Origin of the sequence: Haloferula sp. A504, from assembly GCF_044385805.1 — a bacterium.
Classification (GTDB): Bacteria; Verrucomicrobiota; Verrucomicrobiia; order Verrucomicrobiales; family Akkermansiaceae; genus Haloferula.
This window is the reverse complement of record NZ_JBISBU010000018.1, coordinates 55,808-73,965: the sequence shown is the minus strand read 5'-3', so window position 1 is coordinate 73,965 and position 18,158 is coordinate 55,808. Positions and strand designations below refer to the sequence as shown.

Below are 18,158 nucleotides of genomic sequence, written 5' to 3'. Positions count from 1 at the left end.
ACTCAAGTGGTCATCCCGGCCAGAACTTCATCGAGCGCCGCGAGCGTCCGCTGGTTCTGCCCGGCGGTGCCGGTGGTGATGCGGATCCATCCCGGCAGCTTGTAGGTGCGCATCGCCCTGACAATCACGCCGCGCTTGAGCATCCCGGAAAAAACCGCATCGCCGTCACCCACCTCGACCAGGACGAAATTGGCGACGCTGGGGACGAAGTTCAGCCCGCGCTTCCGGAATCCCTTGTGAAAGCACTCGAGACCCTCGAAATTGAGCTGCCGGGTGCGGGCGATGTGATCGGCATCGCCCAGCGCCGCCAGCGCCCCGGCCTGGGCCAGGGCGTTCGTATTGAAAGGCTGGCGGGCCTTCTGCAGCAGATCCGCCACGCCGGGCGCGGCAAGACCGTAGCCGATCCGCAAGGCGGCGAGGCCGTGAATCTTCGAGCAGGTCCGCAGGACACACACATTGCGACCTTCGCGCACATACTTGAGCACATCCGGTGGTTCGCGGAGAAACTCGAAGTAGGCCTCGTCGAAACACACGACCACGTGCTCCGGAGCCTTGGCCATGAAGCGGTCGATCTCCTCCTGCCCGACCATGGTTCCGGTGGGATTGTTCGGGTTGGCGATGAAGAGCAGTCGCGTCCGGTCGGTGATGGCCGCCGCCATCGCCTCGAGGTCGTGGACAAAGCCGGGATCCGGCACCTCGACGTAGCGGGCGCCGAAAAGCCCCGCCATGAGCTTGTAGACCACGAAGGCGTGCTCGGCGGCGATCAGCTCGGCCTCCGCATTGAGAAACGCGTGGCAAAGCAGCTCGATGATCTCGTTGCTGCCGTTGCCGAGCACGACGTTGTCGATTTCCAGATCCAGCTCGCGGGCGATGGCACCGCGCAGGGCCAGCCCTCCGCCATCGGGATAGATGTGCGCCTTCTCGAGCGCCGCCTGCATCGCCTCCTTGGCCAGCGGCGACGGGCCGAGCGGATTCTCGTTCGAGGCCATCTTGATGATGCCCCTTGGATCGAGTCCCAGCTCACGCGCCGTGTCCTCGATCGGCTTGCCCGGTTCATAGGCATGCCGGTCGCAGACGAACTGGTTGGCATAGGCGGTGATCCCCATGCCGGGAAACTAGCGGGCGCGGGCGGTGGCGCAAGGCTGGGTGCGGAGTGAGGTGGAGACTGCTCGAAGAGCGGACTTCCCCAGGCGGAATGACCTTTCCGAAAGGGGTGCCGGGGTCTACCCTCGGGCGTGATTCCACGCAACGAGATCCATCTCGGCCGGCATCTGCGCGATTGGAGGTTGCGCCAGGGTCTGTCGCAGGAAGGAGCAGCCAGAAAACTGGGAGTCGCCGCGTCGACCTGGGGCCACTGGGAGACCGGCGCTCGCCTGCCCACCCCGCGACTGCTGCTGCTGCTGAGGGAAATGACCGGCATGTCGATCGGCTACCTGATGTGCGAGAATTCCGAGAATTGTTCCCACCAGCGCCAATTGGATCCCTACCCTGAGTAGAGCTCGACCCGTTGTCTTTTCCAGGTCCACGGACCTAGGATGATGGCCATGAAAATCCGTCTCCTCCCGGCGATGGTCTCGCTGATCTTCATGACCGTCCCCATCTCCAGCGCGGCCACCATGATCGACTTCCAGCCCACCCAGATGGGATACTACTGGTACCAGAAGTCCACTTGGCTGGGAGGATCCAGCACCGACGATGGCTTTTCCTACAGCGACGGGTCGGGGATGGTGCATGTGCAGCGAGACTACCAATTCTACGGCGGATCCAGTCGCTCTTGGAAAGAGAAGCGCCTCTACTTCCAAGTCGATCTCACGAGCGTGCCGTCATCGTTCGAGGGAACGGCGGTGCTTGCCTTCTACGTGACCCTCAACAACACCCCCGGCACCCCATCCTCCCTGTATCACCTCGCGACGCAAGGCACGACACCGACGGGCGATGCCATCCAACAACTCGCCGGGGACACCGTGGTGGCGAGCACCGCGGCGTTCGTTCCCGGCTGGAATTTCATCGACCTGGGCACCGCCATCGAGTCGGACCTCGCGAAAGGATACAGCTACTCGGTGTTCAGCATCCCGACGTTCGCCCAGACTCAGGATGTAAACCGGCTCCTTTCGCTCTACGGGCCGACCTCGACCACCGAGATTGAGGGTGCGTCCACCCGACCGTATGTCACCCTGACCCCGGTCCCGGAGCCGACCACCGGTGTGCTGCTGCTGGCTGCGGCGGCCGGGTGCGGTATTCTTCGGAGGAAGCGGCGCGCCTGATCCGAAAACGACCGCCACTGCGGGAGCAGTGGCGGTCACTCGCAAAGCAGGAGCTTCGCGCGACCCTACACCCGCTTGCCGTCCTCGAGGCGGGAGATCCCGAGCGGGTTGTCGTCGCGGAGTTCGGGCGGCAGGAGGTCCTGCGGGAAGCCCTGCCAGGAGACCGAGCGACAAAACCGCTCGATCGCCATGGTGCCGACCGAGGTACTACGTCCATCGGAGGTCGCCGGGAACGGGCCGCCGTGGACCATGCTGTGGCAGACCTCGACCCCGGTCGGGAAGCCGTTGACGATGAGCCGGCCGGCACGGCGCTCGAGGGCTTCGATGAGCGAGGCATTGGCCGCGAGTTCGGCGTCTTCGCCGTGGATCGTGGCGGTGAGCTGGCCTTCCAGCTCCGGAATCGTGGCCTCGATCTCCTCCAGTGAGCCGCGGACAATCAGCATCCCGGGACCGAACATCTCGCCGTGAAGGTCGGCATCCTCAAGGAAACGCCGGACATTCACCGAAAACACCACCGGCACGGCCCGATGCTCGACCTGCTTGGTGAAGCTGTGGGCGATGGTTTCCACGCCCGGCGTATCGGCGAAGTCGGACGCCGTGGTCTTGAAGGCCTGGCAGATGCCGTCGTTCAGCATGACCGCCGAAGGCGCGATTTCGACCAACTCCTTGAGCTTCCCGAGGAAGGCCTCGCCATGCCCGTCCGGAAGAAAGACCAGGCCGGGATTGGTGCAGAATTGGCCCGCTCCGAGAGTCAGCGAGGCAAAGAGTCCCTCGGCGATCGCCTCGCCACGGCTGTCGACCGCCCCGGGCAGCAGGACCACGGGATTCACGCTGCTCATCTCCGCATAGACCGGGATGGGCTGCGGCCGGCCGGAGGCCGCCTCCATGAGCGCCAGCCCCCCGCCCCTCGACCCGGTGAACCCGACCGCCTGAATCGCGGGATCCTTGACCAGTGCCATGCCCACCTCGCGGCCACTGCCATAGAGCAGCGAAAAGACTCCCTCGGGCATGCCGGTGGCCTCGGCGGCCCGGAGCACCGCCCTGCCGACGATCTCGGCCAGACCAGGGTGGGACGAGTGGGCCTTGACGATGACCGGGCATCCCGCGGCGAGCGCGGAAGCCGTGTCGCCCCCGGCGACCGAGAAGGCGAGGGGAAAATTGCTGGCACAAAAGACGGCGACCGGACCGAGCGGACGACGCATCGACCGGATGTCGGGTTTGGGCAGCGGCTGCCGGTCGGGCTGGGCGCGCTCGATCCGGGCATCGACCCACGAGCCTTCCTCGATGAGGTCGGCAAAGAGCCGGAGTTGGCCGGTAGTACGCGCCGTCTCGCCCTGCATCCGAGCCTCGGGCAGTGCCGTTTCGAGCGAACCCCGCTCCGTGATGTCGTCCACCACGGCGTCGATCTCATCGGCGATCCTCCGCAGGAACGCGGCCCGCTCCCTGCCCGGGAGTGCCGAGTATTCCGCAAAGGCCTCCGCCGCCAGGCCGATGGCGCGATCCACCTCGTCGGGGGTCGCCGCCAAGTAGGTGGGGTCAAGCGTGTTGCCGGAGGCCGGATTGATCGCCCGGCCGGCCGGCTCGCGGCCTTGGCCGCGCGCGAGGCCGATGATGGAGGTGCCGTGAAGCTCGATGGTCATGAGGCGTCGGGGTTGGAAGGCTGGGTTCGGATACCATACCGAAACGGATCGCTTTCGTTGAACACATAATTCGACTCTCCGTTCACCCAGGCCCGTCCGGAAATCGAGGGCAGTATCCGGCCGCCTTCAAGCGGTGTGTAGGATCCCTCGAACACCGAATCGAGGATGCCGGCCTGCCGCCAGACTTCGCCCGGAGCCAGTTTCCCGTCGGCGGCCAGGCATGCCAGCTTGGCGCTGGTGCCGGTGCCGCAGGGCGACCGATCGTAGGCCCCGCCGGGGCAGAGGACGAAATTCCTGCCGTCGGCCACCGCCGGATCGCCGGGTGGCCCGAAGATCTCCACATGATCGATCTCGCTACCGTCGTCCCCCGTGAAACCTTCGGTCCGCAGCGCCTCGCGCACGCAGCCTCCGAACCAGGTGAGCTGCTCGAGATTCCCGAAGTTCACGGGGGGTCCGGAGTCCTCGATCAGAAAAAACCAATTCCCACCCCAGGCCACATCGCCACGCACCTCGCCCACATGGGGGACCGAAAGCAGGACATCCTTCTCCGTGCGGTAGCTCGGCACGTTGGCCACGGTCACGCGCCCGCCCTCGTCGAGCGTCGCCCGGACCACGCCGACCGGGGTATCGATCCCCCACTCTCCCGGCCCGATCCGGCCGAGATGCGCAAGGGTCGCCACCAGGCCGATGGTTCCGTGGACGCACATGCCGAGCGGGGCGACGTTGTTGAAGAAAATCACCCCGCACACGCAATCCGGGGCATGGGGCTCGCACAGGAGCCCGCCGACCATCGCGTCATGGCCCCGCGGTTCGTTGCACACCGCGCTGCGGATCCGGTCGTGCTCATCGCGAAAACGCCGGACGCGATCGGCAAGCGGACCCCCTCCGAGGTCCGGACCTCCATCAATGACAATCCGGGTCGGCTCGCCGCCGGTATGGGAATCGATGATCTTCATTCTCAAAGCCAACCGTGTCATATCCGGTCGGTATTGTGAAAACCGCTAGCAGCCACCCGTAAATCTCCCTAGAACGGCCCAAGTCGGAGCCATGGAACTTCAGAAAGCCGCCGCCATCTTCCGCAACCGCTTCGGGGAATCCATCGACGGATTGCTGCCGGTCGCCGACCTGTTCGACAACATCTCGGACATTCTCGTCTTCGTGAAGGACAGCGCCTTCCGCTACGTCGCGGTGAACGAGACCTTCGCCTCGCGCTGCGGAATTCCCGACAAGTACTCCGCCATCGGCAAGACCGTCACCGAACTCTTTCCCGCCCCGCTGGCCGAGGCCTTCCTCGAGCAGGACAAGGAGATCCTCCGCACCGGGGTCGGCTTCCACGACCGCCTGGAACTGCACCTGTACCCGGGCGGCCACCGCGGGTGGTGCCTCACCTACAAGGAGCCGATCCGCGGCAAGGACGGGAGCGTGATCGGCCTCTGTGGCTGCTCGCGCGACATCAACGCTCCCGACGACAAGGCGCGCAGCTTCGATGCGCTTTCGAAGACGATCGACTACATCCACCATCACTACGACCAGCCGCTGCGACTCCCGCAACTCGCCGAGATGTCCGGGCTGTCGGTCTATCAGTTCGACCAGCGCATCCGCTCGCTGTTCCACGTCACCGCCGGACAGTATCTGGTGAAAGTCCGGATCGACTCCGCCTGCGAGCAACTCGCCCGGACCACCGAGCCGGTGGCCCAGGTCGCCCTCGCCTGCGGCTACTCCGACCAGTCGGCGTTTTCGCGGCAGTTCAAGCAGGCCGTCGGCGTCAGCCCGCTGGCCTATCGGAAGCGGATGGACGCTTCCTGACCCGGTCGCCGAAGCGCCCCACGGCCAGCTTTTCAATCGGACGGAAGGGCTCCGCTCCCACGAGCAGGTCGGCCACCAAACGACCGCTGACGGGGCCGAGACTGAGCCCCATCATCGCGTGACCGGTGGCCACCACGAGGTTGTCGAGACCCTCGACCCGGCCCAGGTAGGGGATGCCGTCCGGCGACACCGGCCGCAGCCCCGCCCACGGGGCGATTCCCTCGAAGTCACTCTCCGAGAATGCCGGAAAATATCTCGGCACGGACTTGATGATGCCGTGCACCCTTGCGGGATCGATTTTCAGGTTCAGGCCGCCGACCTCCATCGTGCCGGCGAAGCGCAGTCCGCCACCCATCGGAGTGACCGCCACTTTCGCCTCGGAGAAGATCGAGCAAAGCCCGGGAAGCTCGGGTGGATTGCCGAGAGTCAGCGAGTAGCCCTTGCCCGGTTGCAGGGGCAGGCGGAGGCCGAGTTTTTTCAGCAGGAGGCCTGTCCATGATCCACCGGCGAAGACGAATCGTCCGCCTTCGTGCCGGCGGCCACCCCCGGCAACGGCAGCCAGTCTCCCGCCGGAAAACAGCAGCTCATCGATCGGGCAGCCATACTCGATCCGACCGCCCATTTCGACCACCCGCCGGCGCAGCAGTGCCATCAAGCGGGCGGGGTGGAGATGGCAGTCCTGCCGGTAGTGTACGGCACCGGCAATCTCCATCGCCACCGCAGGATCGAGGGCCGCCGCTCCGGCGGCATCCACCACCTCCGCCTCGATGCCGATCTCCGCGGCCTGTCCGGCAAGTTCCGCCTCCTCCTCGAGGCCCTTCTGCGTGTCACAAAGCATCAGAAGCCCGCGGTCGACCAACCCGAAGTCCCCGTCCTCCGCGAGTTCATGAAAGAGCCGCCGGCTCTCGAGGTTCAGGTCGCGCAACAAGTCGCGACTCGCCTCCACGTGGCGCTGCGTCGAGCACCTGTGGAAGATCCAGCCCCAGCGGATGAGTTCCGGACTCGGCCGCGGCCGCACGTAGAACGGGCTCTCCCGGCTGAACATCCACCGCAGGCCTTTTGCAATCATTCCGGGCGCCGCCAGCGGCACGAAGTGGCTGGGCACGACCATGCCTGCATTGCCCACCGAGCAGTTTGCCTCGCGGTGCTCGTCCCGCTCGACGACGGTCACCGGCAGCCCGGCGCGCAGGGCATAGTACGCCGAGCAAAGCCCGATCACTCCGCCGCCCACAATCACCACCCGGTCGCTCATTTCCGCCATGGCGATGAATCTATCACCCCGGTCTAGCCCGAGATCCCAGCAATCGCTGCCCAAAGGGCGGCACCGCGACGCACTCGACAGGACGGGATGTCGGCGTAGAGTAACGACGTGCGTCAGCGTCACACCATCGTCCTTCTCTGGCTTCTCGCCACCGGCCTTTCCCTTGCGTCGCCCAAGATCGCGCTGGTCCGGGTCGGCGACATCTATCGCGCGCTGCCAGCCTCCCAGACATTGGAATCCAGTATCGAGGCCGAGCGGGCGGCGATCCTCACCAACGCCCGCGCGGACGCCTACCGTTCGGTGCTCAAGGAACTTGACGAACTCCGACAAGGCATCGCGAAGATTCCCAAGGACGATCGGGCGACGCGGGAGCGCGCCCAGCAGAACTTTGCCTTGAAACGACAGGAAGCCCTGACCCTCCAGCGTGAGTTCGTGAGCTACCGCCAGCGGAAAAACGACGAGATCAACACCCGCATGGTGGCCGAAATGGAAAAGATTCTTGCCGACATCCGCGCCGCGGCGACGGAAGTCGGGAATTCGCTTGGCTACGACTGGGTGCTCGATTCCGACGGGAGGACCAACACCGGCCTTCCCTTCGTGCTTTACTCGAAGGATCCCAGCGACATCACTGACAACGTTCTCGCCGCACTCGGGGGCCCGGTCGCCACCGTGGGCGAGGCCGAATCCAACTGATCACTTCATGGAAACCTTTCTCAACATCATTCAGGAACGCTTCGTCTGGGGTCTGGCCATCGGGCTGGCTCTCACGTTTTTCGCCTGGAAATCCGGACTCAGCACCAAGCTACGCCTGTCGCGCGACGTCCGCCGCCTGGAGAACGAACTCCGCGAACTCCAGTCGCACCTGAACACGCAGCTCAAGATCAACGCCCAGGGCAATCAGACCCTCGAACAGGAACTGAAGAAGCTCCGCGAACAGAACGAGAACCTCCGGGTCTCGTTGGCAACCGCCCAGGGCAAGCCGGGCCGCGCCGAACTCCGCCAGTACCAGGTGATGGAAGCCGCCGTGAGACAAATGCGCGAGCAGGCCCCCGGCTTCGCGCCCGCCTGGGAAAAGGCCGTCCGCCACGCGGAAGTCGAAATCGAGGCGGGCGAGAACGGCCTCAAGAAACTCGTCCGCAAGGTGATCCCCGGCATCGGCATGGGCACCCCCGCCGCCGGCAACGGTTCCGACAAGGACGATGATGACTGATGGCCGCCCCTGCTGATCGCGCCCGGCCCCTTGGAGATGGCTCCGGCCCGGCCTGACCGCCATGGATGAAAATTCCAGAGCCGCTCGTGAGCTGCTGGAAATCCTACGCCTTGCGGGCGCGGAGTGGAACGGAAGATCATGGAGGACCTGCAAGGTCGAGTCCTCTCCGGAGACGAATGTTTCCCGAATCGAGCACCCGGCCTTCTGCTATTTCTGGGAAGCCGGGGACTCTCCCGTCGAAGTGGCCTTCGTCACCGGTGGCGGCGTCCCGGCCAGAAAGTCGAGGACCATGCTGATTGAGGTCGGCCGGGGATCGATCCGCATCGGCATTCCCGGGCGCCCCCCCCTCCTCATCCCGGATCTCGAGCCCGCCATTTCCGAACGGATGGCCGGGCTGATTCCCATCGAGAAGAATGACGCCGGAACAGCCGGCCGCCCGTGGCAGGATGAACTCGAATTGGTCAGTGCGGCCATGCGGTTGATCGTCCTTGCCGGACGCGCCGCCCTCGACACCGTCGAACCCGCGGAGGACTCCTCGGGGGATTTCGCCGTCGTCCATCGATTGCACGACTGGTTCGCCCGAAATCCGGGAAGCCCGGCCCACCTCGCCGATGCGGCGAAGCAGTCCGGCAAAGCCCCGCGCCAACTGGTCCGCTTGCTCAAAAAAACCACGGGCACCGGCTTTGCCGAGCACCTGAACCTGCATCGTCTCATGCTCGCCCGGTTTCTCCTGATGCGGACCGACCGCTCCGTCGTCGACATTGCACGGGAGTGCGGCTTCAGCAGCCGGGAGCCTTTCATCCGCTCCTTCAGCAAGGCGCTTGGCTGGACCCCCCTGCAATTCCGCAAGGCGTGGATGGAGGTCTCGCTTTCCAGCGAGGAAGCGCCGGAGCTATTCCAGCTTGCGGGTCGGAGCGACGTGCAATGGCTGCCGCCCGACGAGTCCGAGCCCCCATCGCCGTCCGCTGGCAAACCGGTTCCGATCACCCTGGTTGTCGGCAACGCCCTTCAGGAAATTGTCGAACTGTCGGAGGTCACGCCCCATGGCCGGCACCTCCGGCATGACCTTCTCGACCAAGGACGCATGGTTCTGATCCCCGCAACCCGCGGTGGCAGCCTCTGGCATGTCCAAGCCGTGGAAAGCCGGCGATCCGGATACTTCCTTGCGCCGGACTCCCCCGCACTCGCCGTGGTTTCGTCCGACACCCTGGGCGGCAAATAAAAAGCGGGCCGCGGCACACCCACCGCGACCCGCAAACATGAAACCGATCGGAAAGATCAGGAGGTGGCAAGGCCCTCGACTGCTGGCGGAATCGGCTTTTCCCGGCGCCGCAGAGCCCGTCGCATCTTGGTCAGCGCCACGTTCTGGAGCTGACGAATCCGCTCCCGGGTCACGCCGAACTCACGACCGACCTCCTCGAGAGTCATCGGCTTGCGGCCGTCGAGTCCGAAGCGCTCGTCGATGATCCGGCGTTCGCGCTTGTCCAACACGGCGAGCAGGTCGTCCAACTGACCGTGAAGGTTCTTGTCACTGAGCGCGGACAGCGGGTCCTCGGCACTCTCGTCGCCGATGATCTCGCTGTAGCGGGTCGTCTCGCCATCGTTGACCGGCGCATCGAGCGAGGTCGGACGCTGGGAAGCCTGCTTGAGCATGGCCAGCTTGCGACGAGGGACCCCGATTTCCTCGGAAAGCTCTTCGTCGGTGGGCTCGCGACCGAGCGCTTCCGCCAGCATCGTTGAAATCCGGCGCATCTTGGCGATCTTGTCGACCATGTGGACGGGGAGCCGGATCGTCTTGCTCTGGTTGGCCAGGGCACGCTTGATCGACTGCTTGATCCACCAGGCGGCGTAGGTCGAGAGCTTGCCCCCCTTCTTCGGGTCGAAGCGTTCGACCGCCTTCATCAGACCGATGTTGCCCTCGGAAATGAGGTCGGCCAGCGGGAGGCCGTAGCCGGAGTAGTCCTGGGCGATCTTCACCACCAGCCGAAGGTTGGCGTTGATCATCTGGGTGCGGGCGGCCTTGTCGCCACGCTTGATCTTCCGCGCGAGCTTCACTTCCTCTTCCGGAGTGAGCAGGGGAGTCTTTGAGATCTCCCGCAGGTAGACCTTCAGGTTGGAATCGTATTCAATTGCCATGGTAGGAAGCCCTTTCGGGCGGGTTATTGTTGCGGAAACTGAGTGTTTCTATGGGTTAAACGACATGCAGCCGGTTTTTGTTCCCGATTTCGAAATCAAATCTTTTGTAACTACATAGTAAGCACTTTTAGCGGCCGCACTTCAAGATCTTTCTGGGGAAGTGGGGAGCAACTGCCGTGCCGACTCACCCGGCATGGCACGACGTTTTGATTCCCAGTGCCTTGCAATAATTCCGGACAGCCCTTTCGGGACCAGACGATCGGGTCACAACGTCGGTCTGGGACACCTTGTCGCACCCCAAACCGGGCGAATCCGCCCATGTTGGATCCAGAATCCAGCATCCCGATCTTCCTTCAGAATGATCGACCTTTTGGATTTTGATGGGCAGGCTTCCGCCGTGCTCGAGCTCAAAGACGTTTGCTTCACGATCCAGAAGGAAGGCGAGGATGTGAATCTTGTGGATCGCGCCAACCTCAAGATCCCACGCGGCCACTTCATGGCCATCGTCGGCCCGTCCGGCTGCGGCAAGACCACCCTTCTCAAGACCATTGCAGGCCTCAATCCCGAGTCGGCCGGGGCTCTCTTCTGGGATGGCCGGAACCTTTCGGAAGAGGGTGATTTCGAGCCTTCGGAGATCGGCTACGTGCCCCAGTTCTCGATCGCCTACGACCCGCTCACGGTCGACGAGTCGATCGAAGCCGCCACCCGCCTGCGGGTGAAGACCCGAGACGCGGAAGACCTCGATCACCGCATCGACCATGTGCTCGAAGAAACCGGAATGACTGCGATCGCCGACCGGGCGGTCAAGGTGCTCTCCGGCGGCCAGAAGCGGCGTCTGGGTCTCGCCATGGAGTTGGTTTCGGATCCCAAGCTGCTGCTGTGCGACGAGGTCACCAGTGGTCTCGACCCGCGCTCTGAGCGGGAGATTGTCCGACTCCTTCACGATCTCTCGCGGCGCGACGGGCGCATCGTCCTTTCGGTCACCCACTCGCTCGCCCACCTCGAGCTCTACGATTCCATCCTCGTCCTCCACGAGGGGCGCGTGGCCTACCACGGACCGCCGGAACTCGTGACCCACTACTTTTCGGTCGAGGACTCCGAGGAAATCTACCCCAAGCTGGCCACCCAACCCAGCGAGCGGTGGCGGGAATCCTGGATGAAGCACCAGGAGGCCTACTACGAGAAGCTGGAACGCAGCCGCAAGCGGGCCATCGAAGCGGGCGCGCTGCACGTTCCCGAGACCCATGACGAGGAGGACCCGGAGGAAGCCGCCACGGTCCGCACCCCAGGTTTCATCGCCCAGCTTTCCACCCTCCTCTCCCGGCGCTGGCGGATCTTCTTCCGCGACCGGGGCCAGGTCTTCCTCCAACTCGCCATCCTGCTCTGCTTTCCGCTGCTGGTGATTCTTTTTTCCGACAAGGCCAATGCTCCGATCCCCAGCCTCTCGGATTCTCGCCAGGAAAACATCCTCGTGGAACTCAAGGAGGCCAACGACGTCTACGCCGCCTGGGCCAAGGTCGGGTCCGCCATCAGCGGAGTGGTCATGTTCCAGGTCATCCTGCTTTCCCTGATGGGATCGAACAACTCGGCCCGCGAGATCGCCGGCGAACGCCAGATCTTCGAGAAGGAGAAGTTCGGTGGACTCCGGCCCATGGCCTACCTGTCGAGCAAGGTCGTCTTCCTGAGTTGCCTGGTGGCGGCCCAGTCGGTCTGGATGGGCGTATTCGTCAACTTCTTCGGTCCCTTCCGGGGCGAGTTCAGCCAGCACCTGATGTTCCTCCTGCTGATCAATGGCGCGATGACGGCCATCTGCCTGGGCATCTCGGCGCTGATGCGAACAGCCGAACAGGCGTCGCTGCTGTCGATCTACCTGGTGGGCTTCCAGCTCCCGCTTTCCGGCGCGGTGCTGGCCCTCCCCGACCACATCGAGCAGTTCACCCGCCCCTTCATTTCGGCCTACTGGTCGTGGTCGGGGAGCATCGAGGCGCTTGAGTCGAAGGCCGCCTTTGCGGTCGACTCGGTCATCAGCACCCGCCCGAGTGCCCACGATGCCTGCCTTTACACGCTGCTCCTGCATGTCGGGGCGGGACTTCTGGCCGCCTGGATCGGCAGTCGAAGGCACCAGTGGGACTGATTCCTGAACGCTTGATTCTGCCCGATCCTCTGAGAAAGTAACCCTATGCCCAGACGAGCAAGTTCCGGTCCCAACGTGGGCGTCATCCTCGGCATCATCGCGGTGGTCGCAGCCGCGGCGTTTGCCGGGAAGATGGTATTCAGCCAGAAGCCCGGAAAAACGCTCGATGGAACCCGGCTGGACATGCCGTCCGCCGTGGAGAATGCCAACTCCCTCAGGGGCAACGAATACGTCGTTCAGGGCCGCATCGACGACCAGCTCCGGTGGGACCCCGACCACGGCCAGGTGATTTCACTGCGGGTGGAAAACGGCGACTCCGGGGAGTTCCTCGCGATTGAAATCCCGCCGAGCCTCTCGAACATCAACATTGAACGGGAACAGGACTACGCGTTCCGCGTGCGCTTCCGCGAGGGAGGCATCGCGGTCGCCGAGGAAATCAGCCGCCTCTGAGCCCAAACCATCGCGCAATCCATGAAAGCTCTGCTCACCCCGCTGCTGGTCACTGCGACCGCTTTCGGTCAGGTCTACACGCCGCCGCCGGGAGGAAGCAGTCCTCCACCTTCCGGTGGCGGCAGTGGCGGAGACACGGTGATCCGCCGCGAACCACAGGAGAAAAACAACGACTCGTTCCTCGGCAATGAACTTCCCTTCCTCGATCCATCGAGCGAGCTGATTTCGTGGAACGGCCATACCTGGTCGGCCACCGACAACCGGCTGCTTGCCGCGCGATTCGAGCGCTATCTGAACGAGCCGCCCGACGACTCGGAAGCGGCCCAAGCCTATCGCGAGACGATCGGGCAGATCCTCGACTACGTCTCACCCCACCATCCGGGCGGGCCGGATTTCGGTTCAGCCGTGAAATTGCTCCCCCGGGCCTCGAACTTTCCGGGCGATGCCAAGCTCTGCGACTCACTCTCCCAGGCCATCTACGCCGCCGTTCTCGCGAAGAAGGACGTTTCGAAAACCCGTGCGCTCAACGAAGGCATGGAGAACGAGAAGCAGCGACTGATCGACGACACCGACTGGAAAACCTCCCAGGCGCGCGACGCGTCCCTCGGTGAAACCACGCCCGCCGGAAGCGGCGGCGGTGCCAATGGTCGCCAGGGCGGAAACCAGGCCACCGCCCGCACTCCCGGCCGGGGCACCGAGTCCCTCGAATACAAGGAAGCCCTGCGTCGCATCGCCGAGATCGAGGCGCTCAAGAAGACCAACACCGCCAAGAACGAAGTGCAGTTGGTCCAGGCCAAGATTCAGTACCAGGCGCTGATGGTTCAGTTTTTCGTCCAGCGGCGGTTCCAGCACGTGATGATGGCCGCCCGCTTCTACCATCAGATTTTCACGGATGGGGACAACCGCCTGCGGCTCAACAAAAACTCGGACGTCTCGAAAATGATCAGCGAGACCTTCGGCACGAGCCCGACGGTTGCCGCGCTGGACTCGCTCGCCAGCGAGGCCATCCGCGACGTCGACAAGGGGGTCGAGGCCTTCAAGTTCCTGTCCGAGCGGGAGGAACTGGAGAGCGCCGCCAAACGCCTCAGCGAGGCCTACATGGTCGGGGAATTCATGCCCTCGATCCAGACGCTCCCGCGCGAAGAAAAGCGGCGCGTCCTCCTCTTCGTCCGCGAATCCTACAAGCTGGTCGCCGCGCTCGATGCCAAGGACTACACGACCGCCAAGGAGCTGGTGGAGAAGCTCAAGGAAACCGCGAAGGATTTCGATGCGACCAAGGCGGAGGCCGCCATCGCGACCTTCACCCGGGTCAGCAACATGCACATCGACTCCGCCAAGCTGGCCGCCGCGGGAGGTGACAACGAAAAGGCCGCCTCGGAGATCCAAAAGGCCATGGAGGTCTGGCCGCAGAACCCCAAGCTCACGGAGTTCGACCAACTCGTGAACCAGGGAGGCGCCCTGGTTCAGGCTCTCAACGACTTCGATCGCCTGCTGAGCGAGAACAACTACCGGGAGATCTTCAAGCGGCAGTACGAGATCGCGCCCGCCGTCCAGGGTGATGCCCGCCGGGAGGATGCCTTCAAGCAGATCATCACCAACATCTACCGCATCGACGGTGCCCTGGCGAAAGCCAGCGAATTCGGCAAGATGGGCCAGTCCTACGCCGCGTGGGAGCAACTGGCGGAATTGCGCGAGGAGTTCCCGGACGATCCGCTGCTCGGCCGCGAGTTGGAGCAACTGGCACCGGACGTCGCGGATTTCACCAAGGCGCTCAATCGCGCCCGCACCCTCGAGGAGCGCAGGGACCGCCAGATCGGCTCAGCGCTTTCGTGGTATCTCAAGGCCCGCTCGATTTATCCCAACAGCGACATGGCGCAGGAAGGAATCGACCGCCTGGTCGAAGACATCCTGCCGGGAGGGGAGGATCCTGCCGATCGTGATCGCCGCTCGGCCGGCGTGGACGAGGACTACGAGGACTGAGCGGCATCGAGCCGCCTGAGATAGTCGAAGGTGTAGATGCCGGTCGAGTGGCCGTCCCTCCAGAACAGTTGCAGGGCGTAGCCACCCACCGCCTCGATCTTCCGCAGGCCGAAACCGTCGTCACCGATCGATGGGACGGGACGAACCACCCGACCCAGCGCATCCGGTTCGCCCTGGCAAGCGGCGCAGGGGCAGGCTCTTCGCAGAAGAGTGAGAGGAAGAAAGCACTCCACCCCGTCGTCGAACGCCAGGGCCAGTTGCTCACCGACCACCGCGTGCTGGATCAGGCGGCTCATTGGGCGGCTTCCCTCCTTCCGAAGATTGAGGAGCCCACCCGGACGATCGTCGATCCCTCCTCGATCGCGACTTCGAAATCTCCACTCATCCCCATGCTCAGCCCACCATCGGGCAGCAGGGCATCCCTCAACTCCCGGGCTCTCGCGAACCAGGGCCTTGAATCCTCTGGATCATCGACGGCCGGAGGGATGGCCATCAAGCCGACGATCGACAGGTTCGACAGGCACCCCACTTCATGGATCGCGGCTTCCAGTTCCGCCTCCGAAAAGCCGCCTTTGCTGTCTTCACCGGCAAGATCCACCTCAAGGTAAACCGACGGCTTCAATCCCAACTCGCCGGCAATCCGGTCCACATGCGCAGCCAGCCGAAGCGAGTCGATGCTGTGGAGAACCGGGAAGGCCGGCAGGACCTTCCGCACCTTGTTCCGCTGGAGGCGACCGATGAAGTGCCAGTTCAGGGACGCCGGCAACTCCTCGACTTTGGCGCAGCCTTCCTGCTGGCGGCTTTCTCCAAAATGCCGCTGTCCGGCCTCGCTCGCCTCGGCCACCACAGCGGCTGGAAAGGTCTTGGAGACCGCCAGAAGCGTGACCTCCTCCACCGACCGCGAAGCTCTTCGACAAGCCGCGTCCATGCGGCGGCGGATCTCCGCCAGACGAGCAGCGATTTCCGGCATCAGCGGGCTCCCGAGGGCTTCAGCATCCCGGCCATGCGGGCATCGCGGGTGATCTCCACAAGGTCACCCAGGATTGCGAGCCCTTCGCGCTCGAAAGGATCGAGATTACTCGGCCATTCCGGCGTGTCGTCGAGTTGCTCGGTCTTGTTCTCGGCCCGGCGCATGTAGTCCTGGGCGTCCTGCGAAGGATCGACCTCCTTGAGAGGCTCCTCCTTCTCGACCTGATCGAGGCTCAGGCGGAAGAACTTCTTCGCCTTCTTGTCCGCTTCGGCGACCTCGGCAAAGCGCTTGCGGCGCTCGGCGTTACGCTCGTGCTGGCGTTCATCGGCCTCGGCCAGTTCCTCGCGGCGGGTGCCGATGTTGAGGGACACGCTGTTCTCACGACGGCGGTTTCTCTCCTTCATCACATCCTCCATGATGTAGGCAAAATCCTTGCACTCCTTGACGCGTTCGCTGCTCTCCTCCTTCAGCCGCGGAATGAAGAGATGCTTCTTGTCCAACGGTTCGAAGTCGGGAGCAGGCCGGATGATGTCGTGATCGAGGGCGTGATCGAGATACCCCTCTCCGATTTCCAGCGCATCGCTGAGGCTGGGGAGAATGATATCCGGAACCACACCCCGGTTCTGGGTCGAGGAACCGGAAGGACGATAGAACTTCTGAATGGTCACCTTGAGGGTACCGGCCCGGTTGCGGTTGGCGAAAAACGGCATCTGCCGACCGATATCCATCGGCTGCTGGACCGTGCCCTTCCCGAAGGTCGAGGATTCTCCGACCACAACCGCCCGGTTCTGGTCCTGAAGGGCGCCGGCAAGAATCTCACTGGCCGAGGCGCTGCTCTTGTCCGTAAGCACCACCATCGGGCCGTCATACAAGGGGCGGCGGTGCTCGGACTCCTTCACCTGCACCTGCCCGAGGGTGTTTTTCACCTGCACGACCGGCTGCCGCTTGGTGAAGAAGCCGGTCATGCGACGGACCTCCTCCAAGGCGCCGCCACCGTTGCCCCTCAGGTCGAGCATCAATCCATCGATCTTCTCGAGCATCAGGCGCTCCAGCAGGCGCTCCACGTCCACCGAACAACGGGTGCTGCCACCATCGAAATCCGCATAGAAGGAGGGAAGCCTGATCACTCCCAGTCGCTGCGGTTCTCCGTCATTGCCGGTCGTTTCAATGATCTCGGCGGAGGCCTGCTCGTCCTTGAGTTCGACCTTGCCTCGCTCGATCACGACGATCTTCGTTTCGCCGGGCACCCCCCCGGCCGGCTCCACCTTGAGGCTCACTTCCGTCCCTTCCTTGCCACGGATCAGATCGACCACCTTGTCGATCTTCATGAACATGATGTCGACCATGTCCTCGGGCTTTCCCGAGTTCAGCGGGTCGACGGCCACCACGCGGTCGTTCAGCTCCAGGTCCCCCTGGCGATCCGCCGGACCGTTGAGCACGATGCCCATGATCTTGGTCGCGCCGTCCTCCTCGGCCTGGAGCAGCGCCCCGATGCCGACCAACTGGTTGCGCATCCCGTCACGAAACCGCTCCATCTGCTTGAAGCTCAGGTAGTCGGTGTGGGGATCGAAGGTCTTCGCGACGGCGCTGAGGAAATACGCGGCGATGTCATCACTGTCGACGTCCTGAACGCTCCGCAGAAAGCGTTCGTAGCGGAGCAGGATCTTTTCTTCCGGCGATCGTTCATCGGCGAACAGCTCCTCCTTCCCCTGCTCCTTGGCGAGCTTGATCACCATCTCCCGGCGCAGGGTTTCCGAAAGCAGCGCCTCCTTGATCTGCTTCCGCCAGATCTCCATCGCCTCCTTTTCGTCCTCCGGCCACGGTGCCTCCTCGCGGCTCCGCTTCACCGTCTCCTCCGCGTCGAAATCGAACTCCCCTTCCTTCAGCAGTCGCTTGGCCTCGGCGACCCGCGCCTCAACCCGCTCCACGAAAGTCTCATAGATGTCCTCCGCCGCCCGCATGCTGTCCCGCTCGAGAAGCATTTGCGAAAGGGTCTCGCCATACTCCTCCTCGAAACGATCGATGTCCGCCTTCGTGAAGTAGACCCGCCCGAAATCAAGGTCCTTGAGGTAGGTCGCCAGAAAATCGTCGCTCAGCGCCCGGAACGGCTGCCGGGAACGGTCGAAGTGACTGTTCTGGAGCATGATCGCCATCTGGCAGCCGACTTGGTCGAAGTCGGTCTTCTGCGCGCAGGCAACCTGCGCCGAGGCGAGCACAACGAGACTGGCGACGCCGACTCTCGAGCGCCTCCAGGATTGGAGAATGGATCGGATATTCACGCGTTGAAAGACCGGGAGCCTCGCACAC

17 protein-coding genes are annotated in these 18,158 nt (G+C 63.9%); 9 read left to right on the top strand and 8 right to left on the bottom strand.

Annotated elements, in window-relative coordinates; translation table 11 throughout:
* Nucleotides 1-2: 2 nt before the first annotated feature.
* Nucleotides 3-1,106, bottom strand: coding sequence for a histidinol-phosphate transaminase (gene hisC, locus ACG2LG_RS10980; protein WP_396258940.1), 1,104 nt, complete (start codon nucleotides 1,104-1,106; stop codon nucleotides 3-5).
* Nucleotides 1,107-1,235: 129 nt separating this feature from the next.
* On the opposite strand from hisC, the gene ACG2LG_RS10975 reads away from it, so the two are divergent.
* Both ACG2LG_RS10975 and ACG2LG_RS10970 read left to right on the top strand, forming a co-directional pair.
* Complete coding sequence (locus ACG2LG_RS10975; protein WP_396258938.1) at nucleotides 1,236-1,496, top strand: helix-turn-helix domain-containing protein; 261 nt, start codon at nucleotides 1,236-1,238, stop codon at nucleotides 1,494-1,496.
* A 48-nt stretch (nucleotides 1,497-1,544) separates the two neighbouring features.
* Entirely contained in the window at nucleotides 1,545-2,264 is a 720-nt protein-coding gene (locus tag ACG2LG_RS10970; protein WP_396258936.1) for a PEP-CTERM sorting domain-containing protein, read from the top strand.
* Between the two features lie 65 nt (nucleotides 2,265-2,329).
* Here ACG2LG_RS10970 and ACG2LG_RS10965 read toward each other — a convergent pair whose 3' ends face one another.
* Both ACG2LG_RS10965 and ACG2LG_RS10960 read right to left on the bottom strand, forming a co-directional pair.
* On the bottom strand, nucleotides 2,330-3,898 hold the full coding sequence (locus ACG2LG_RS10965) for an aldehyde dehydrogenase (NADP(+)) (RefSeq protein WP_396258983.1): 1,569 nt from the start codon (nucleotides 3,896-3,898) through the stop codon (nucleotides 2,330-2,332).
* 2 nt (nucleotides 3,899-3,900) lie between these two features.
* On the bottom strand, nucleotides 3,901-4,860 hold the full coding sequence (locus ACG2LG_RS10960) for a proline racemase family protein (RefSeq protein ID WP_396258934.1): 960 nt from the start codon (nucleotides 4,858-4,860) through the stop codon (nucleotides 3,901-3,903).
* Nucleotides 4,861-4,951: 91 nt separating this feature from the next.
* On the opposite strand from ACG2LG_RS10960, the gene ACG2LG_RS10955 reads away from it, so the two are divergent.
* Nucleotides 4,952-5,710, top strand: coding sequence for a helix-turn-helix domain-containing protein (locus ACG2LG_RS10955; protein ID WP_396258932.1), 759 nt, complete (start codon nucleotides 4,952-4,954; stop codon nucleotides 5,708-5,710).
* Here the strand turns inward: ACG2LG_RS10955 and ACG2LG_RS10950 are convergent.
* The gene (locus ACG2LG_RS10950) at nucleotides 5,670-6,971 is read right to left on the bottom strand and encodes an NAD(P)/FAD-dependent oxidoreductase (protein ID WP_396258931.1); all 1,302 of its coding nucleotides are present in this window, start codon (nucleotides 6,969-6,971) and stop codon (nucleotides 5,670-5,672) included. The genes ACG2LG_RS10955 and ACG2LG_RS10950 overlap by 41 nt on opposite strands.
* Before the next feature lie 108 nt (nucleotides 6,972-7,079).
* On the opposite strand from ACG2LG_RS10950, the gene ACG2LG_RS10945 reads away from it, so the two are divergent.
* The 3 genes from ACG2LG_RS10945 (at nucleotide 7,080) to ACG2LG_RS10935 (ending at nucleotide 9,403) form a co-directional block, all read left to right on the top strand.
* The gene (locus tag ACG2LG_RS10945) at nucleotides 7,080-7,664 is read left to right on the top strand and encodes an OmpH family outer membrane protein (protein WP_396258929.1); all 585 of its coding nucleotides are present in this window, start codon (nucleotides 7,080-7,082) and stop codon (nucleotides 7,662-7,664) included.
* 7 nt (nucleotides 7,665-7,671) lie between these two features.
* A complete protein-coding gene (locus ACG2LG_RS10940) occupies nucleotides 7,672-8,181 on the top strand; it encodes a hypothetical protein (RefSeq protein ID WP_396258927.1) in 510 nt (169 codons plus the stop codon).
* A gap of 61 nt (nucleotides 8,182-8,242) precedes the next feature.
* On the top strand, nucleotides 8,243-9,403 hold the full coding sequence (locus ACG2LG_RS10935) for a helix-turn-helix transcriptional regulator (RefSeq protein ID WP_396258925.1): 1,161 nt from the start codon (nucleotides 8,243-8,245) through the stop codon (nucleotides 9,401-9,403).
* A 56-nt stretch (nucleotides 9,404-9,459) separates the two neighbouring features.
* Here ACG2LG_RS10935 and ACG2LG_RS10930 read toward each other — a convergent pair whose 3' ends face one another.
* On the bottom strand, nucleotides 9,460-10,317 hold the full coding sequence (locus tag ACG2LG_RS10930) for an RNA polymerase sigma factor RpoD/SigA (RefSeq protein WP_396258923.1): 858 nt from the start codon (nucleotides 10,315-10,317) through the stop codon (nucleotides 9,460-9,462).
* A gap of 358 nt (nucleotides 10,318-10,675) precedes the next feature.
* Between ACG2LG_RS10930 and ACG2LG_RS10925 the strand changes: the two genes are divergently transcribed.
* The 3 genes from ACG2LG_RS10925 (at nucleotide 10,676) to ACG2LG_RS10915 (ending at nucleotide 14,881) form a co-directional block, all read left to right on the top strand.
* Nucleotides 10,676-12,451 carry an ATP-binding cassette domain-containing protein gene (locus ACG2LG_RS10925; protein WP_396258921.1) on the top strand — a complete coding sequence of 592 codons (1,776 nt, stop codon included), beginning with the start codon at nucleotides 10,676-10,678 and terminating at the stop codon, nucleotides 12,449-12,451.
* A gap of 75 nt (nucleotides 12,452-12,526) precedes the next feature.
* Nucleotides 12,527-12,901 carry a hypothetical protein gene (locus tag ACG2LG_RS10920; protein WP_396258919.1) on the top strand — a complete coding sequence of 125 codons (375 nt, stop codon included), beginning with the start codon at nucleotides 12,527-12,529 and terminating at the stop codon, nucleotides 12,899-12,901.
* A 21-nt stretch (nucleotides 12,902-12,922) separates the two neighbouring features.
* On the top strand, nucleotides 12,923-14,881 hold the full coding sequence (locus ACG2LG_RS10915) for a hypothetical protein (protein WP_396258917.1): 1,959 nt from the start codon (nucleotides 12,923-12,925) through the stop codon (nucleotides 14,879-14,881).
* Here ACG2LG_RS10915 and ACG2LG_RS10910 read toward each other — a convergent pair.
* Genes ACG2LG_RS10910 through ACG2LG_RS10900 form a run of 3 tightly spaced genes read right to left on the bottom strand, consistent with a single transcriptional unit; the run spans nucleotide 14,869 to nucleotide 18,130 of the window.
* On the bottom strand, nucleotides 14,869-15,177 hold the full coding sequence (locus tag ACG2LG_RS10910) for a DUF971 domain-containing protein (RefSeq protein WP_396258915.1): 309 nt from the start codon (nucleotides 15,175-15,177) through the stop codon (nucleotides 14,869-14,871). The two genes, ACG2LG_RS10915 and ACG2LG_RS10910, sit on opposite strands and share 13 nt — an antisense overlap.
* Nucleotides 15,174-15,851 (bottom strand): YggS family pyridoxal phosphate-dependent enzyme, encoded by a 678-nt coding sequence (locus tag ACG2LG_RS10905; protein ID WP_396258913.1) that lies wholly within the window; start codon nucleotides 15,849-15,851, stop codon nucleotides 15,174-15,176. The genes ACG2LG_RS10910 and ACG2LG_RS10905 overlap by 4 nt, the downstream gene beginning before the upstream one ends.
* Nucleotides 15,851-18,130 carry a carboxy terminal-processing peptidase gene (locus ACG2LG_RS10900; RefSeq protein WP_396258911.1) on the bottom strand — a complete coding sequence of 760 codons (2,280 nt, stop codon included), beginning with the start codon at nucleotides 18,128-18,130 and terminating at the stop codon, nucleotides 15,851-15,853. Before ACG2LG_RS10900 ends, ACG2LG_RS10905 begins: the two co-directional genes overlap by 1 nt.
* Nucleotides 18,131-18,158 lie beyond the last annotated feature (28 nt).